At 59.9% G+C, this 17434-nt stretch carries 18 protein-coding genes; 10 read left to right on the forward strand and 8 right to left on the reverse strand.

Translation table 11 applies throughout. The features are described from left to right. Nucleotides 1-112: 112 nt before the first annotated feature. From leuD to ACWF8S_RS14075, 3 genes are all read right to left on the reverse strand, one after another. Entirely contained in the window at nucleotides 113-751 is a 639-nt protein-coding gene (gene leuD / locus ACWF8S_RS14065; protein WP_447553997.1) for a 3-isopropylmalate dehydratase small subunit, read from the reverse strand. Then, entirely contained in the window at nucleotides 748-2190 is a 1443-nt protein-coding gene (gene leuC, locus ACWF8S_RS14070) for a 3-isopropylmalate dehydratase large subunit (RefSeq protein ID WP_447553998.1), read from the reverse strand. The genes leuD and leuC overlap by 4 nt, the downstream gene beginning before the upstream one ends. Nucleotides 2191-2386: 196 nt before the next feature. Further along, a complete protein-coding gene (locus ACWF8S_RS14075; protein ID WP_447553999.1) occupies nucleotides 2387-3193 on the reverse strand; it encodes a GntR family transcriptional regulator in 807 nt (268 codons plus the stop codon). A 227-nt stretch (nucleotides 3194-3420) separates the two neighbouring features. Between ACWF8S_RS14075 and ACWF8S_RS14080 the strand changes: the two genes are divergently transcribed. From ACWF8S_RS14080 to ACWF8S_RS14110, 7 genes are all read left to right on the forward strand, one after another. Beyond that, nucleotides 3421-3849, forward strand: a complete 429-nt coding sequence (locus ACWF8S_RS14080; RefSeq protein ID WP_447554000.1) for a nuclear transport factor 2 family protein — start codon at nucleotides 3421-3423, stop codon at nucleotides 3847-3849. Continuing rightward, nucleotides 3846-4739 (forward strand): isocitrate lyase/PEP mutase family protein, encoded by an 894-nt coding sequence (locus ACWF8S_RS14085; RefSeq protein WP_447554001.1) that lies wholly within the window; start codon nucleotides 3846-3848, stop codon nucleotides 4737-4739. Before ACWF8S_RS14080 ends, ACWF8S_RS14085 begins: the two co-directional genes overlap by 4 nt. A 97-nt stretch (nucleotides 4740-4836) precedes the next feature. Next, entirely contained in the window at nucleotides 4837-5502 is a 666-nt protein-coding gene (locus ACWF8S_RS14090; RefSeq protein WP_447554002.1) for an isochorismatase family protein, read from the forward strand. 17 nt (nucleotides 5503-5519) lie between these two features. Beyond that, nucleotides 5520-6473 carry a polysaccharide deacetylase family protein gene (locus ACWF8S_RS14095; protein ID WP_447554003.1) on the forward strand — a complete coding sequence of 318 codons (954 nt, stop codon included), beginning with the start codon at nucleotides 5520-5522 and terminating at the stop codon, nucleotides 6471-6473. Nucleotides 6474-6477: 4 nt separating this feature from the next. Further along, a complete protein-coding gene (locus ACWF8S_RS14100; RefSeq protein ID WP_447554004.1) occupies nucleotides 6478-7407 on the forward strand; it encodes a polysaccharide deacetylase family protein in 930 nt (309 codons plus the stop codon). Further along, nucleotides 7407-8831 carry an FAD-dependent oxidoreductase gene (locus ACWF8S_RS14105; protein WP_447554005.1) on the forward strand — a complete coding sequence of 475 codons (1425 nt, stop codon included), beginning with the start codon at nucleotides 7407-7409 and terminating at the stop codon, nucleotides 8829-8831. Before ACWF8S_RS14100 ends, ACWF8S_RS14105 begins: the two co-directional genes overlap by 1 nt. A 98-nt stretch (nucleotides 8832-8929) precedes the next feature. Then, entirely contained in the window at nucleotides 8930-10045 is a 1116-nt protein-coding gene (locus tag ACWF8S_RS14110) for a metallophosphoesterase (protein ID WP_447554006.1), read from the forward strand. A 1-nt stretch (nucleotide 10046) separates the two neighbouring features. Here the strand turns inward: ACWF8S_RS14110 and ACWF8S_RS14115 are convergent, their stop codons facing one another. The 4 genes from ACWF8S_RS14115 to ACWF8S_RS14130 form a co-directional block, all read right to left on the reverse strand. Beyond that, complete coding sequence (locus ACWF8S_RS14115; RefSeq protein ID WP_447554007.1) at nucleotides 10047-10955, reverse strand: MBL fold metallo-hydrolase; 909 nt, start codon at nucleotides 10953-10955, stop codon at nucleotides 10047-10049. A gap of 115 nt (nucleotides 10956-11070) precedes the next feature. Beyond that, nucleotides 11071-11289, reverse strand: coding sequence for a DUF1653 domain-containing protein (locus tag ACWF8S_RS14120; RefSeq protein ID WP_447554008.1), 219 nt, complete (start codon nucleotides 11287-11289; stop codon nucleotides 11071-11073). Next, nucleotides 11286-12143, reverse strand: a complete 858-nt coding sequence (gene tcdA / locus ACWF8S_RS14125; RefSeq protein WP_447554009.1) for a tRNA cyclic N6-threonylcarbamoyladenosine(37) synthase TcdA — start codon at nucleotides 12141-12143, stop codon at nucleotides 11286-11288. The genes ACWF8S_RS14120 and tcdA overlap by 4 nt, the downstream gene beginning before the upstream one ends. A 12-nt stretch (nucleotides 12144-12155) precedes the next feature. Further along, nucleotides 12156-12929: a pseudouridine synthase gene (locus ACWF8S_RS14130; protein WP_447554010.1), complete on the reverse strand. Its 774-nt coding sequence runs from the start codon at nucleotides 12927-12929 to the stop codon at nucleotides 12156-12158. Nucleotides 12930-13088: 159 nt separating this feature from the next. On the opposite strand from ACWF8S_RS14130, the gene ACWF8S_RS14135 reads away from it, so the two are divergent. The 3 genes from ACWF8S_RS14135 to ACWF8S_RS14145 all read left to right on the forward strand — a co-directional run bounded on the left by ACWF8S_RS14135 (nucleotide 13089) and on the right by ACWF8S_RS14145 (nucleotide 16738). Next, a complete protein-coding gene (locus tag ACWF8S_RS14135; protein ID WP_447554011.1) occupies nucleotides 13089-13673 on the forward strand; it encodes a superoxide dismutase family protein in 585 nt (194 codons plus the stop codon). 218 nt (nucleotides 13674-13891) lie between these two features. Next, nucleotides 13892-15358 (forward strand): carbon starvation CstA family protein, encoded by a 1467-nt coding sequence (locus ACWF8S_RS14140; RefSeq protein ID WP_447554012.1) that lies wholly within the window; start codon nucleotides 13892-13894, stop codon nucleotides 15356-15358. 543 nt (nucleotides 15359-15901) lie between these two features. Beyond that, the gene (locus ACWF8S_RS14145) at nucleotides 15902-16738 is read left to right on the forward strand and encodes a manganese catalase family protein (protein WP_447554013.1); all 837 of its coding nucleotides are present in this window, start codon (nucleotides 15902-15904) and stop codon (nucleotides 16736-16738) included. Nucleotides 16739-16800: 62 nt separating this feature from the next. Here ACWF8S_RS14145 and bfr read toward each other — a convergent pair whose 3' ends face one another. After that, complete coding sequence (bfr, locus tag ACWF8S_RS14150; RefSeq protein ID WP_447554014.1) at nucleotides 16801-17286, reverse strand: bacterioferritin; 486 nt, start codon at nucleotides 17284-17286, stop codon at nucleotides 16801-16803. Nucleotides 17287-17434 lie beyond the last annotated feature (148 nt).

The following is a 17434-nucleotide window of genomic DNA, read 5'->3' on the forward strand; positions in this document are numbered from 1 at the left end:
TATCTCCTGCACAAAAGGGTCGGTCGTGAGGTCGTTGTAGTGTCAATTCGTTGCGGCAAGCGTGAGTACTGTTGTTATTGGGCGTACGGGACAGTCTGGCAAGGCTTACGGGCTACCCTTTACTGATCAGCTCGGAAGCTGGCGGCCGGGGCGCCGCCCACGGAAATTTTTGGGTGTAGTCAGCGGCAAACCGGGTAATCGTCTCTGCGTGCTGGCGGGTCAGGTCGATATCGTCCCAGCCGTTGAGCAGCTTGGTGCGCCATACCGGGCTTACCGAAAAGCCGACGTCCACTTCCGCCACGCGGATGCGCTGGGCTTCAAGGTCGACCCGAATCGGTGCCGGATCATCACTCAGCGCGGCCAGCAGGCGCTCGGCATCATCCTCTTCCACCACCGCCGGAAGTACCCCGTTGTTCACCGCGTTGGAGGCGAAGATATCGCCAAAGCTTGGCGCAATGACGCAGCGAAAGCCGAAATCCACCAGGGCATATACTGCCGCCTCTCGCGAGGAGCCCGCGCCGAAGTTGCGTCGACTGACCATGACCTCGGCATCGACCGCCCCGGAGCGGTGCAGAATGAAGGCCGGGTCCGGCGTGCCTTTCTCGTCGTGGCGAACGTCATACAGCAGAAACTGGCCGTAGCCGACGCTGCGCGGCTCTTTCATGAAGCGCGCCGGAATCAGCTGGTCGGTATCCACATTGGCAGCGGCGAGCGCCACCCCCAAGGTGTCGAGCACGGTTATCGGCTTCATGACGGCGCTCCTTCTGCGCGTGGCTTGTGCGCGCCGTCCAAGGACAGCGTGCGAATATCCGCAAGACGGCCTGTGACCGCAGCGGCGGCGACCATGGCCGGCGACATCAGGTGCGTTCGCGCCCCCGGCCCCTGGCGGCCCTTGAAGTTGCGGTTGGTGGTCGAGGCGCAGCGCTCGCCGTTGGGTACCGTATCGCCGTTCATGCCCACGCACATGGAGCAACCCGAGTGGCGCCACTCGAGCCCAGCATCGATAAAGACCCGGTCGAGCCCTTCGGCTTCGGCCTGCATCTTCACCTGGGTGGAGCCTGGCGAAACGACGCCGGGCACGCGGCTTTTACGCCCGTTCAACACCGCGGCGGCGGCGCGTAGATCTTCGATGCGCGCGTTGGTGCACGAGCCAATGAACACCCGATCGATGGCGACATCGGTCAGTTTCTGCCCGGCTTCCAGGCCCATGTATTCGAGGCTGTCGCGAATCTGGCGCGCCTTGGCCAGATCCTCGGTGTCGCTGGGTACGGGCACGTATTGATCGATCGGCAGCGCCTCCTCCGGCGACACGCCCCAGGTGACGGTGGGCGCTATGTCGGCGGCGTTGAGGGTGACGTCCAGATCAAACGTGGCGCCCTGGTCGCTGTACAGCGTGGACCAGTAGGCACAGGCCTGCTCGAACGCCTCGCCTTTCGGGCTATAAGGGCGCTCTTTCAGGTACTCGAAGGTGGTCTGGTCCGGGGCGATCATGCCGCAGCGTCCGCCGCCTTCGATGGAGAGGTTACAAAGCGTCAGCCGCGCTTCCATGGAGAGCGCGCGAATCGCCTCGCCGGCGTATTCGATGGCGTAGCCCCGTGCGCCGTCGGCACCGAGCCGCGCAATCCAGGTCAGCGCGATATCCTTGGCGGTCACCCCAGGGGCAAGCGCTCCCTCAAGGGTGATGCGCATCACTTTCGGCTTGCTTTGCCAAAGCGTCTGGGTCGCCAGTACGTGGGCCACTTCCGAGGCGCCGATACCAAAGGCGATGCTGCCAAACGCCCCGTGGGTCGCGGTATGACTGTCGCCACACACCATGATCAGGCCGGGCTGGGTCAGCCCCTGCTCCGGGCCCATGACGTGCACGATGCCCTGGCGCGGATCATCCAGGCCGAACAGGGTAATATCGTGGCGCCGGGTATTGTCCGAGAGCTGCTCGATCATGGAGCGCACTTTGGGGTCCGCCACGCCGTCGAGCCGGCGGGCAAGCGTTGGCACGTAGTGGTCGGCAATGCCGAAGGTCAGATCCGGCCGGGCCACGGGAAGCTCGCGCTCGGCAAGCTTGTTGAACGCGTGAAACGATCCTTCATGGACGAAGTGGCGATCAATCCATAGAAGGCTCTGCCCGCTTTCACTGCGGTGAATCTCGTGGGCACGCCAGACTTTGTCAAACAGCGTTGTAGGTGTACTCATTGTATTGGCTCATTGTCTCGGCTCGGTCTACGTGGGCTTTTCAGGCAATTATTCTTGGCATCAATGAAATATTTCTTACCTACTGCCCTGCCTCTACCCCAATACAACTAGCGCACTACAACAACACAGGTCAAATGTATTTTTTGTATTTTTATATCGGTATTAAATTTAATACATTAAAAACCACCCATACGGCCTATACCCCTTCGCCCTGGGTAGGCATACCCCCGACCTTGGGCTCCCAGTAGCGCGAGTTGTCCTCGCCGTTGCGCTCCAGGTCGATCTGGAAGCGATAACGGTCCGGTCGATACAGCGCGTCCAGATGCTCGACGCCCCGGCCCTGCTCATCAAACACCACCCGGGTCAGGGAAATCAGCGGCGAGCCCAAGGCGACATTCAGCGCCTCGGCAATATCGTGATTGGCGAGTGTCGCGGAAATCGACTGAGAGGCATGGTCGACCTTCACACCACTGCGCTCGAGCAGCACGAACAGCGGCGTATGGGCCAGATCCATCTCGTTGTAGTGCAGCGCCACCGTTTCAGGCACGTGCGTGACCAGATACGAAAACGGCTTGTCATCCACCATGCGCACCCGCACCGAGCGCTGCACCTTGCCGCCCTGGGCCATCCCCAGGCGCTCGCGAATCATCTCCGGCGGCAATACGTAGGCAAATTCCAGAAGCCGCACCTGGGAGGCCTGGCTCATCTTGACCATGTTGGGCATCAGATTGGAGACGCTGGCGGTCATGACCGTGGCATCCAGCGGGTGTTCGAGTACCACCGTGCCGACCCCGGCCCGGCGGGCAACGAGCTTTGCCTCCTGCAGCGCCTCCATGGCACGGCGCACGGTGACCCTTGATACGCCGTGCTGCTCGGCCAGCTTGTTTTCCCCCGGCAGCTTGCTGCCTGCGGGCAGGCGCCCGCTCAGGATGGCATCTTTCAACAGCAGATAAATTCGGTGCGATTTTGTCCCGCCCATCGCAGAGGATTGCCCCTCGTTCATCCCCGTTTCTCCCTTGGCTGCATAAGAATTGTTGTGTAAAAAATTTCACGCCAGGCTTGACGCGGTGCTAATAATGGACATAAAAATGTATTACATATAATACATATACAACGACAACCGACAACACAATTACCGCTTGTTCCAGGGTCATTATTGCAGAATCACCGCCGCGTCAGTAGCGCAGGCAGTGGCCTCCAGCGAGCGGTTGCGTGCAGGAAAACCCGATTATGGCTAACCCGGCATCCGCTAACGAGAAATGCAACGACGCTCAGCGTGTGCGCGCTTTTCTGACCGCCATGGAGGCGCGCCACCTGCCGGACGCTCAGTCGCTTCTGGCCCCGGGTGCGGTCATGCAGTTTCCCGAGGCGCCGCCCATGTACCGGCTAGAGGAGCTCGTGGCATGGGCCAGAACGCACTATCGACGCGTCAGCAAGACCTTTCACGCTTTCGACACCATGGTCACGGATAACCGCTCGGTGGTGGTCTGCCAGGGTGATCTGAGCGGGGAGTGGCTGGATGGAGGCACCTTTTGTGGGGTGCGCTTTATCGACCGCTTTGAACTCACCGACGGCCTGATCACCCGCCAGGACGTGTGGAACGACCTGGCGCTGATTCGCCGCCAATGCTTACCTGGAAAACAAAAGAGAACGCTATGACACGCCAACCCTCGTCTGCCCATCAGCCAAGCCATCTCAAGCAGAAGCTGCACGACTCCTCCATCGTCGTCGCCCCCGGGGTGTTCGATGCCCTCGGCGCCTCGCTTGCCGAGCAGGCCGGATTCGATACGGTGTATCTGTCCGGCGCGAGCCTGGCCTACACCCAGCTGGGCCGGCCGGATATCGGGCTTTTGAGCATTACCGAAATCTGCACCGCGATGTCGCACATTCGCGAGCGCACGAATCTGTCAGTGGTCGTTGATTGCGATACCGGCTTTGGTAACGCCATGAACGTGATGCGAAGCGTCAGCCTTCTGGAGCGCGCCGGCGCCAACGCCATTCAGCTCGAAGACCAGACCTACCCCAAGCGCTGCGGCCACCTGAAAGGTAAAACCCTGGTGCCCAAAGGCGAAATGGTCGGAAAATTGCATGCAGCACTGGATGCCCGGGAAAGTGACAAGACGTTGATCATCGGCCGCACCGACGCCCTCGGCGTCGAGGGCACCGACAGCGCCATCGAACGTGCCCAGGCCTATAGTGATGCCGGCGTGGACATGCTGTTCATCGAGGGCATTCGCAGCGACGAGGATATCCAGAAGATCATGGCGCAGTTCAAGGGCAAGGTGCCCATCATGGCGAACATGGTGGAAGGCGGCGATACGCCGTTGCAGAACGCCCAGGCCCTAGAGGCATTGGGCTTCTCGCTGGTGATCTTCCCCGGTGCGCTGGTGCGGGCGATCACTCACATGGCGAGCCGTTTTTTCGCCACGCTCAAAGAAGACGGCACCACGGACGGCTTCCGCGATCAGATGCTCGATTTCAAACAGCTCAACGACTACCTGGGCACCCAGAAGATGCTCGAGCTGGGCGAGCAGTACGACAATCGCTGATGCTCGATAACCGATAGTTCTTGATAACAGATAGTTCTCGATCATCGATGTGCACGATCATGAATTTACGTGAATAAATAAAAGACAGGAGACCACCATGCAGACCACCGACAAGACGGCCAAGGAGATCTTTTTCGAGGTCATGGCCAATCCCCAGCGGGTGCCCTTCGGCTTTGGCAACAAGGCCGTGCTGGTCAACGTCGACCCGCAGAAGGCCTATACCCGCACGGACCTGTTCAAGACCGCCTACGAAACCGACCCGAAACAGCTCGAGTACACCAATCAGCTGGCTCGTGGCTTTCGGGAAAAGGGCTGGCCGGTGGTCTGGACCCACGTGGCCTTTCTGGACTCCGCCGAAGACGCCGGCGTGTGGGGCACGCGCACCGATACCCCGGACTCGCTGCAGAATATCAAGTATGACTCCGAGCGCGCCGAATTCGACGAGCGCGTCGAGATCGACCGCGCCCGCGATGTGATCTACACCAAGCGCATGCCCTCGGCGTTTTTCGAGACACCGCTACAATCGCTTTTAGTGTGGCACCAGGTGGATACCGTGATCATCACCGGCGGCTCTACCTCCGGCTGCATTCGCGCCACCGCGGTGGACAGCCTCTCACGCGGCTATCGCACTATCGTGCCCCAGGAGTGCGTGGCGGATAAACACGAAAGCTACCACTACGCCAACCTGACCGATTTGCACTTGAAGTACGCCGACGTAATGCCGGTGGCCGACGTACTGGCCTGGCTCGAGGGCAAGGCGTAAGCAGTGAGGAGCGAGCGATGAAAGAATCTCTTGGCGTTTACGACTACTGGGCCTATGACCAGCGCCCCAGGATCACCTGGCCGGGCGGGGCGAAGGTCGCCTTCTGGGTCGCGCCCAATATCGAGTACTACGAGCTCGATCCGCCGCAGAACCCCAGCCGCAAGCCCTGGCCGCACCCGCACCCGGCGGTACCCGGCTTCAGCATCCGCGATTACGGCAACCGGGTCGGCCACCAGCGCCAGATGGCGCTGCTGGACAAGTACGGCATTCGCGGCTCGGTGTCGCTTTCGACGGCACTTTGCGAGCACCACCCGGAAATCATCCAGATGTGCAAGGAGCGCGACTGGGAGTTCTTCAGCCACGGTATCTACAACACGCGCTACACCTATGGGCTGAGCGAAGCCCAGGAGCGCGTCATGATCCGCGACAGCATGGAGACCATTCATCGCCATACGGGCCAGGCCTGCGCCGGGTATCTGGCCCCGGCGCTCTCGCACTCCGAGCGCACCCTGGATCTGTTCGCCGAGGTGGGCGAAGAGCTTTTCGGGGAACGCGGCGGGCTCTACACCTGCGATCTGTTCCACGACGACCAGCCCACCCCGGTGCGCGTGCGTTCGAACAAGCGGTTCATCTCCATGCCCTACTCACTTGAGATGAACGACACTATCGCTTATGCCGTGAACAAGGTGGAGCCGCGCCAGTACGCCACCATGCTCAAGCGCCACTTCGACCGGCTGTACGCCGAGGGCGCCGAGTCCGGCACGGTGATGTGCATTCCCACCCACAATTACCAGGTGAGCTGCCCGCACCGCATCAAGGCATTCGAAGAGGCGCTGGAGTACATCACCGGCCACCCGGACGTGTGGGTGGCCACTGGCCGTGAAATCGCCGATTACTACCTCGAGCACCATTATGACGGTGCGCTCGGCAGCATTCAGGCCCAGGCCACCACCGCACGAAGGGAGGGCTGACACCATGGCGCTCAACGACGACTACCTCGATTATCCCAAGCGCCGCCACGGCTACGACCACGACCGCTATGACTGGTCGATGCTGGGCGAGCGCGCCCCGATTACCTGGCCCGGCGGCAAGACGCTGGCGGTGTGGATCAATATCTCGTTGCAGTTCTATCCGCTCAACCAGCGCGGCGAGCCGTTCAAGGTCCCCAATGGCATGACCATGCCCTACCCGGATCTTCGCCATTTTTCGCTGCGCGATTACGGCAACCGGGTGGGTATCTACCGCGTGCTCAAGGCGCTCAAGCAGCACGATATTACCCCTACCTTCGCAATCAATGCCCAGCTCGCCGAGCAAACGCCTTATCTGGTCAAACGCCTTCAAGAACACGGCGGCGAGTTCATCGCCCACGGCTGGAACATGGACCACCTGCACTACGGCGGCCAGCCCATCGAAGAGGAAGCCGAGCTGGTCAAGCGCTCGGTGGAGACCCTGCGCCGCGTGACCGGCCAGAGCGTTCGCGGCTGGCTGAGCCCGGCCAAGCACCAGAGCTTCAACACGCCGGATTTGCTTGCCGAGAGCGGCATCACCTACTGCGCCGACTGGGTCAACGACGACCTGCCCTACCCCTGCCACACCAACACTGGCAGCCTGACCATGATGCCGCTTTCCACCGAGATCGAGGATCAGTTCGTGATGAGCCAGAACCTGCACTCGGAAGATGCCTGGGTGACCCAGGTGAAGGACGCCTTCGACTTTCTGCTGGAGGAGTCCCGCACTGCCGGTGGGCGCCTGTTCGCTTTGAACCTTCACCCCTGGCTTGTCGGCCAGCCCCACCGCATTGCCTGCCTGGAAGAGGTGCTTGCGCATATCAGCGGTCACGCTGATGTGTGGCAGGCTCCGGCGGGCGAGATTCTGGATGCCTTCACTCACGCGGAGCAGGCGTAATGGCGATCGCTCCCTACACACATACCAGCACGTTCGACGCCCACCTGCCGCTTCTGATCATCGGCGGCGGGGCCTGCGGGCTGGTAGCGGCCTTGGCCGCGCAGGAAGCAGGCATCGAGCTTGCGGTGCTGGAGCGCGACGCCCTGCCGCGAGGCAGCACGGCGATGTCCTCGGGCTTCATTCCCGCTGCCAACACGCGCTTTCAAAAAGCCCTGGGCGTAAACGATACCCCCGCCGAGATGGCTGACGACATTCAGCGCAAGAACGGCTTTGAAGCAGACCCGGCCATCGTGGAACTGCTGGCAAGCCAATCGGGCCCCGTGATCGAATGGCTGGCCGAGCAACACCGCCTGCCCTTCGAGTTGGTGGAAGGGTTTTTATACCCCGGCCATACCCACCTGCGCATGCACGCCACGCCCCGGCGCACCGGGGAAGAGCTGATGGGCGCGCTGCTGGGCGCGGTCGAGGCCGCCGGGATCGACATCCTCACCCAGGCCCGGGTCGTCGACCTGCACGTGGATGACACCCAACGGGTGCGCGGCGTGACCCTCGAGCGCCCGGATGGCAGCCGGGAAAGTATCGGCTGCGACGCGCTGATCCTCGCCTGCAACGGCTACGGCGGCAATCCGGAACTGGTGGATCGTTATATTCCATCGCTCAAGCACGCGCTCTATTACGGCCACGAAGGTAACCAGGGCGACGCGCTCTTGTGGGGCCAGGCCATGGGCGCCAGCACCAAGGATCTGGCCGCCTGCCAAGGCCACGGCTCGCTTGCCACGCCGCACCAGACGCTGATCAGCTGGGCGGTAATGATGCAGGGCGGTATTCAGGTCAACGTGCAGGGCACGCGGTTTTCCAACGAGCACGGCGGCTACTCGGAGCAGGCGGCCAAGGTGCTGGCTCAGCCCGACAAGATTGCCTGGAACGTGTTCGATGAGCGTATCCATCAGACGGTGCTCTCCTTCGAGGACTACCTCAACGCGTTCGAGGCCGGCGCCGTGCGCCGCTTTGAACGCCTGGACGAGATGGCCGCCGGCCTGAACCTACCGCTCGCCACCCTCGAGGAGACCTTTGCGGAAATGGAACAGCACGCGAACCAAAAGACGCCGGATGCGTTTGGCCGTCGGTTCGAGTCGGGCCTTCTGCTCGCACCGCCCTACTACGCCATTCGCGTGACCGGCGCGCTGTTTCATACCCAGGGCGGGCTCGAGATCAACCCGCAGGCGCGAGTGCTGAATCCGCAGGGCCAGGCGCTGCCCAACCTGTTTGCCGCCGGCGGGGCCGCCCGCGGGGTCTCCGGCTCCAATGACAGCGGCTACCTTTCCGGCAACGGGCTGTTGAGTGCGGTGGTGCTGGGCGCTGTGGCGGGCCAGAGCGCTGCGGAGCTTTTAAGGCTCAACCTTCACTCCGGCGTACTCCCTTGACTTCGTATAGCAAAAGCCCCGCCAGTCGGGGCTTTTGCTAAGCACTTGAATTCGTGGTTTGCTTGCACGTCTTGAAGCCCCTACCACGAGAACCGTTCATGTTTCACCTGCTCCTCGCGCTGCCCTGTCTGATTGTGATCGTACGGTTTCTGATACCGCTGGCCTGGCCTTTATGGGTGAAGGGCACGGTGAGTGCCGTGCTGCTGCTCGTCTCACAACATCATCTGCTCACTCTGATCGCCTTTGGCAGCATGTTTTCCCCGGAAGTGCCCCGAGCGGGGGTGCTGATGGTGAATACGCTCTTCGGCGCGATGATTTTTCTGGCACTGATGCAGCTTGTAACCGACCTGATCACCGCTTTGCTGGCGCTGGCGAAAAGGCGCCGACTCGCCATCGCCCCACCGCTTCGCTATGCGCTGGCCGCCCTTGCCCTGGGGGTGGCCGTCTTCGGTGTCAGCCAGGCCGCTCGGTTGCCGCCCTTGAAAGAGGTCGAAATCACGATCCCCGGGTTACCTGACGCCTTCGAGGGCTACCAGATCGTTCACCTCACCGATCTGCATATCAGCCGATTGTTCGAGGCGCCCTGGGTCGAGACGGTGGTCGCGAAAACCAACGCGCTGGCGCCGGATGTGATTCTGATCACCGGCGATTTGATCGACGGAAACCTCGACGTTCGACTCGATGCCGTGGCGCCGTTAGAGGCGCTTACGGCGCCGGATGGGGTATATGTCAGCCCCGGCAATCACGAGTACTATTTTGGCTATGAGCAGTGGATGGATCACTATCAGACGCTGGGCATGCAGATACTCGCCAACCAGCACGCGGTGGTCGAACGCGACGGGTCTGCGCTGGTGCTGGCCGGGGTAACGGATGTTTCCGCCGAAGACGATGGCTACCCAGCCCCCGATATTGCCCAGGCGCTGGCGGGGGCGCCGGGTGACGCGGCCGTGATTTTGCTGGATCATCAGCCCAGAAACGCGCGGGAAGCGGCGGCGCAAGGTGTCGATCTGCAGCTCTCCGGCCACACCCACGGCGGCATGATGATCGGCTTCGATCGTATCGTCGCTCGCGCCAACAACGGTTTCGTGTCCGGTCGTTACGAGGTAGACGACATGACGCTTTATCTCAATAACGGCACCGCGCTTTGGCCAGGCTTTGCCCTGCGCCTGGGTAAACCTTCAGAATTGACGCGGATTACGCTGCGCGGGGAATAAATTACTCCCACTTCGCCCCGCCTAGTGCATCGAGTGGAATTTTCAGGTAGCGCTTGCCGTTGGCCTCGGGCTCCGGCAGGCGCCCGCCTTGCGTGTTGACCTGAAGCGCGTGGAGCATCAGTTTCGGCATGGGCAATTCCCCATCGCGCTTTTGGCGCAGCGCCACGTAATCCGCCTGATGCTTGCCCGCCAGGTGCGGGTTGTTTTCCCGCTGCTGGGCCACGCTGCTCTCCCACGCGGGTTCGCGTCCACCCGGCATGTAGTCGTGGCCGGTAAACAGGCGGGTGCTATCCGGCAGCGCAACAATGGCCTGGATGGAGTGCCAGAGCGCCTCGGCACTGCCCCCGGGGAAATCCGCCCGCGCGGTGCCAAAATCCGGCTGAAACAGCGTGTCGTGGATAAATGCCGCGTCGCCGATCACGTAGGTGATCGAGGCCAGCGTGTGGCCCGGCGAGAACATTACCCGGCCCTCCAGCTCGCCGATTTCGAAAGTATCGCCCTCGGCAAAGAGGGTGTCCCACTGGCGGCCGTCCGTGGGCATGTCCGGCCAGTGATAGATCTCTTTCCAGAGCGCCTGTACCTGGGTCACGCGCTGGCCGATCGCCGTCGGCGCGCCGGTTTTCTCTTTCAGGTAGTGGGCGGCGGAGAAGTGATCCGCGTGGGGGTGGGTATCCAGTATCCACTCGATGCGCAGGCCGTTTTCAGCCACGTAGGCAAGCAGCTCATCGGCGTGGTGAGTGGCCGTGGCGCCGGACTTCTCGTCGAAATCCAGCACCGGGTCGATGATGGCGCACGCCTTTGTGACTGGGTCGCTGACGATGTACTGAACGCTGAAGGTACGCGGATCGAAAAAGCCCGCCACCTCGGGCATTCCTCTACTTGTACTCGCTGAGTGCGCAAACGTCTTCATGCTAGCTTCCCCATGACTATCGGTGGATATGGTATTAGCCTACCATGCCTGCAAAATACGCTATAACCATAGGCGTTAAAGGAATAGGCAACCAAGAAGACGGGGGAAGCCGCGACTAAAACGCCTTTTCAAGCGCAAAGCGCGGCTGGGTGCGGCCCTCTTTGTTGACGGTTTCAGTAAACATCTCAAGCGGGCGCACCCAAAGGCCATATTCGCCATAAAGCGCGCGATAAACCACGAGCGGCTCCTCGGTTTCACTGTGCCGGGCAGCGCCGAGCACTTCATAAAGCGCGCCTTTATAGTGGCGGTAGATGCCGGGAACGGGAGCGGTCATAGGGCTTCCTTTTCGGTAACGGGGGTGGCGTCATTCAGGCGTGCCTTCTTGGCCAGGCGCTCGAGCACCTTGGAAGCGGCGACAAAACCGAAAGTGCCGGTGACAAAGGTGGCGGCACCAAAGCCCGAGGCGCAGTCCAGCCGGGTGGCATCACCGCTGCCGGGCTTTTGCAGGCACACCTCGCCGTCGCTGCCGGGGTAGACGAGCTGCTCATCCGAGTAGACGCACTCCACCGAGAAGCGGCGTTTGGGGTTGCGCGAGAAGTGGTAGTCCCGGCGCAGGCGCGAGCGTACTTTCGAGAGCAGCGGGTCATGTTCGGTGCGGGTCAGATCCGCCACCTGAATGCGTGTAGGATCGGTCTGCCCGCCGGCGGCGCCGGTCACGGTGATGGGGATCTTGCGCCGCTTGCACCAGGCAATCAGCGCGGCCTTGGCGATCACGCTGTCGATGGCGTCCACCACGTGGTCAGCATCATCGGGAATGCGATCAATCAGATTGGTGGGGGTCACGAATGCTGTGTCGGCATTGATCACGATGCCCGGATTGATCAGACGGCAACGCTCGGCCAGCACGTCTACCTTGGGCCGGCCGATAGTGTCATCGAGGGCATGAAGCTGACGGTTGACGTTGGAGACACAGACATCGTCCAGATCGATCAGGGTGAGCTTGCCGATCCCCGAACGGGCCAGTGCCTCCACCGCCCAGCTACCCACCCCGCCGACGCCTACCACCACGACATGGGCATGACGAAACGACTCGAAGGCGCGCTGGCCGTAAAGGCGCCGGATGCCGCCAAAACGAAAATCATGGTCACGGGTAGCGGGCGACGTATGAATAGAAGGTATCGTCGACATGAAAACTCTCCCTCAAGGTGTTTGAAGAGCAGAAGATGCCGCCAGCGGTGGCGTCTGCACGCTATCGCGCGGTAGATGGCCCGCCCAGCCCAGATGATTCAGCAGCGCGGTCATGGTGTCATCCAGCGCACAGCTGACGGTTAACCGCACGGCCAGCATCGGGTGGTCAAATGCCAGGTGGGTCGCGGCCAACAGAAGGCGTGGCGCGCCGAGCTGTTCGGCAAAAAACCGGTTGTGAATACTCTTACCGTGTTTGGCATCGCCAATGATCGGATAGCCCCGCCGCGAGAGGTGGCGGCGGATCTGGTGACGCCTTCCGGTCAGCGGCCGGGCTTGTACCAGGGAGTAACGCGCCACCGGATAGCGGTCCACCTGAACGGGCAGCTCCACGCTATCCAGGCGCTGGATATCGGTACGGGCGGGCATGGCGGGCATTTGTGCCTTGGGCCGCGTACCGTCTTCTTCGCGAAGCGGATAATCGAGCGTTTCTGAATCCGGCGCCTTGCCCCGCACCACGGCCAGATAACGCTTTTCCACTTCGCGCTCGTTGAACGCCTGGCTTATGGCGGTGGCGGCCTCTGGCGAGAGCGCCATGACCATGACCCCGGACGTGGGCCGGTCCAGCCGGTGAACGGGATAGACCCGCTGGCCCAGCTGGTCGCGCAGTTGCTGCAACAAGAAGGTGGTCTCTCCCCGGGCAAGCTGTGTGCGATGCACCAGGAGCCCAGCGGGCTTGTGTAGCGCTACCAGATGCTCATCCTGATAAAGAATGCGTAATGGCGCCATGACCGTCCCCACAAAATGGCGCTATTGTCGCGGCTTGGCGGACACTTGTCACCCAGGTTGAGTAATAACCCCCGGCAGCGTTGGCGGCCTGCACCACAAGCAGCTACCTTGTAAAAGCACCCCTCGGGGCTTCCATGGAACAGGAAAGGAGAAAAGACGATGCGTATAGCGACTCCCTTGACCGGTATTGCAGCGGCCCTTTTGCTAGCGGGCGCCGCGCATGCCCAGACCAACGATACAAACGACACTCAAAGCACCACGGGTTCCAACGACACGCTGGAAGTGAACATGCACGAAGTCACAGTCGATGGCGTTGAAGAGGCCTTGGGCACCGTGACAATCGAAAGCTCGGAGTTCGGCGGCGTGATGCTGACACCGTCCATCACCAATCTGGAGCCGGGTGTCTACGGCTTCCACCTGCATGAAAATCCCAGCTGCGAGCCCGCCGAGAACGATGACGGCGAAATGACCGCTGCCCAAGCCGCCGGCGGCCACCATGACCCTGACAACACCGACACCCACCAGGGCCCTTACGGTGAAGGCCACTTGGGTGACCTGCCGGTGCTGACCGTGAACGAACACGGCGAAGCCAATACTCCGGTACTCGCGCCGCGCCTGAGCGTGGACGACATGACGGACCGCGCCTTGATCATCCATGAAGGCGGTGATACCTACTCGGATGAGCCTCACCTGGGCGGCGGCGGTGGTCGCATGCTGTGCGGTGTCACTCCGCCCGCTTCATGATATCAGCATGTCGTTAAGTGTTTTGACGGGCAGCCCAGGGCTGCCCGTTTTGCATTATACGAGCGCGTGACGCCAGTGTGCTGCCCAGGGAAACTAAAGTCGTAGAGCGAATTCAGGTATGACCAGATACATTCAGCAGACTTGAGCATGATGGCTATCGAAAGGTTCGTTGTCCGGCTCTTGTACCCTCCGCCACTGACCATCACCGAGTATCCCCCATGATTACTTTCATCGCCTCGATACTGCTACTGATAGTGGGTTACTTTACCTACGGCAAGTTCGTGGACCGGGTGTTTGTCGCTGACCGCAAGCGTCCTACTCCGGCCTTCAGCATGCGCGACAACATCGACTACGTGCCGATGAATACAACGCGCAACTCGCTAATCCAGCTACTCAACATTGCAGGCGTCGGGCCCATCTTCGGACCTATTTTAGGCGCGCTTTACGGCCCGGTGGCGTTTGTATGGATCGTGATCGGCTGTATCTTTGCAGGAGCGGTACACGATTACCTGACCGGCATGATCTCGATTCGCAATCACGGCGCTCACCTGCCCCAGCTGGCCGGCAAGTTTCTGGGCAAGGCGATGAAGCACGTGGTGAACGGGTTTGCACTGTTGTTGCTGTTGCTGGTGGGCACCGTCTTCGTCACCTCTCCGGCCACCTTGCTGGCGAACATGACGTCGCTTTCGCTCGTTGCCATCACCCTGGTCATCTTTGCCTATTATCTGGTGGCCACGCTGTTACCCATCGACAAGGTCATCGGACGCATCTACCCCTACTTTGGCGCGCTCTTGCTGTTCAGCGCCGCGGGCATCGGTATCGGGTTGATCGTGACCGGTGCGCCGATTCCCGAGCTTTCCTTCCAGAACATGCACCCGGAAGGCGCGCCCATCTTCCCGCTGCTGTTCTTGACGATCTCCTGCGGCGCGCTTTCCGGCTTTCACGCCACGCAAACGCCGATCATTTCGCGCACCACGGAGAATGAAACCAGCGGTCGCCGCATTTTCTACGGCATGATGATTACCGAGGGCGTCATCGCGATGATCTGGGCGGCGGCGGCCATGAGCCTTTTCTACGGCGACCAGACCCTGTCTGACGTGCTGGCCGCCGGCGGCCCGGCCGCCGTGGTCAGCGAAGTATCGACCATGATGCTGGGTGCTGTGGGCGGAACGCTGGCCATTCTGGGGGTCATTGTGCTTCCCATCACCTCGGGCGATACCGCGTTTCGTAGTGCACGCATGATCATTGCGGACTACCTGAAAATTGCCCAGAAGCCGATCGCCAAACGTCTGATGATTGCCGTACCGCTGTTTGTGATCTCCTACGCCTTGACCCATATGGATTTCACACTGCTGTGGCGCTACTTCTCCTGGGCGAACCAGACCACCGCGGTCATCGCGCTGTGGGTGGCCACCATGTATCTGGTACTGGCGCGCAAACCTTACCTGATTACCTCGATTCCGGCCGTCTTCATGACCATGGCAACCTTTACCTACCTGGCCTATGCGCCGATCGGCTTTGGCCTCTCGCTGCAGGTGAGCTATGTCGTAGCCGCACTGGGTACGCTCTTGTGCATCGCCCTGTTCATGAAGCGTGTGCGCCGTTTGAGTCGCACCACCTTTACCGTGGACGAGCCCGTCGCCGAGTTTGATGGCTCTGCAGCGTTTGCCGCACAGAACCGCTAACCCCCCAACTACACTACCAGTATCACTATCCACAAGATCCTGTCTGGCGGCTTTATACCGCCAGGCAGGATCTTGGCGTTTACAGGCATGCTGACATCAAGGCTTCTTGAAACCCCGCCATTACATTTCCCTTGTTCACGAGCGCTACCTAACTTTAACGAATAGCGCTAAATATGCTTGGCTTGCCATTGTTATTAATATTTTTTAAATTAGATAACTAGCGTGCTGATATAAAATGAAAAATAATGAAGGGTTGGAAATTGGCGAAGAAAACTGATACCTATAACAAAAATTAAACAAAAAATTATATAAATCATAACCTTAAGATATATTTAAAATTATTCGATAAATAAGCCGACTCATTAATCGTATATATTTTTTTATGTGCTAGGGTATTAATTGCAGGATGAATTGCATAGTTGAAGAAACGCGCAAGCCAATTACCCTTTAGACATTATTTCAATTAAATTGCCCATTTAATTGAACGTTAATGGCAGGGGTAATTACCAAGGATTCCCTTGGGAAATTACTAAGGAGAGTAAAATGTTTCATCATTCATCTAAGCTTCAATACCCGGTAAAGGTTGATAAACCTAATCCCCAGTTTGCCATGCTGCTTCAACAGGCTATCGGCGGTATCGAAGGCGAGATCCGTGTGGCCATGCAGTACTTCTTTCAGGCCATGGGTGCCCGCGGTGACGACCGGATCCGGGACATGCTCATGTCCACCGCCACTGAAGAGCTTTCGCATATCGAAATGCTGGGGCATGCGGTAGCGCTCAACCTGGAAGGCGCTCCGGTCTCCTATCAGGAAGAGACTGCAAAAGACCCGGTCATGAATGCCATTCTGGGTGGCGCCAATCCTCGCCATCTGCTGTCATCCGGGCTTTCCGCCATGCCGGTCAATGCCAATGGCGTACCTTTCGATATGAGTCACGTTTACGCCACCGGCAATATCGGGGCGGACATGATGGCCAACGTCGCGGCTGAATCCGGTGGCCGTGTTCTCGCGACACGTCTTTACAACTGGACCGACGATCACGGCATGAAGGACTTTCTATCATTCCTGATCGCCCGAGATACATATCACCAGCAGCAGTGGCTGGCGATTATCGAAGAGCTGGGTGGAATGCAGGCGCAGCTGCCTATTCCCAACTCGACGCCGGAAGAACACGAGGCGACCGAGCACTCTTACTACTATCTGAACACGTTGCTGGACAAGGACGCACCCAAGGGACGCTGGGGAGAAGGCCCCTCACTCGATGGTCGCAGTCAGTACTCCATCAAGAACACCCCGGAACCGCTGGGTCAGGAGCCGTCACTTGGCGGCGCCAAGCCCAATTCCGGTGCGCAGACCGATCAGGTCGATCCGACCAAGTAATCTCGGTCGCGCACAAAAAAACCCCGAACCTGGTTCGGGGTTTTTTTATTCGGCAAAGACGTTTATTCGTGGTCGCCGGCCATTTGCATCTGGCGCTGAATGTAATTCTGAATACCCACTTTCTCGATCAGGCTAAGCTCTGTTTCGATATGGTCGATGTGGTCTTCTTCGTCAGCCAGCAGGTCGCGCAGCATGTCACGGGTCACGTAGTCCTTGACGCTTTCGCAGTACGTGATGGCTTCGATGTAATCGTTACGCCCGTCGTGCTCGATCTTGAGATCGGCCTCGAGCATCTCCTTGACGTTCTCGCCAATATGCAGTTTGCCCAGATCCTGCAGATTGGGAATGCCTTCCAGGAAAAGAATACGCTCGATGATCTTGTCGGCGTGCTGCATTTCCTCGATGGACTCGTCGTATTCCCACTTGGCAAGCGCCCTGAAGCCCCAATCCTTGTACATCTTGGAATGCAAGAAGTACTGGTTGATCGCAACAAGCTCGTTGCCGAGTGCGATATTGAGATGTTGAATTACCTTGGGATCGCCTTTCATATGTCACCTTGCCTTGTAGGACCGCTCTTTTTGTCGTAACAGGTTTTTCGGACAATCAAGCAGTTACGTCAATAAAGGAGCAGCCATTTGACAGGCGTACTCCCGGATGACTGAAAGTATAGAGGAGCATATTAAAAATTCAAGAAAA

It is taken from the genome of Vreelandella xerophytica (genome assembly GCF_968048975.1).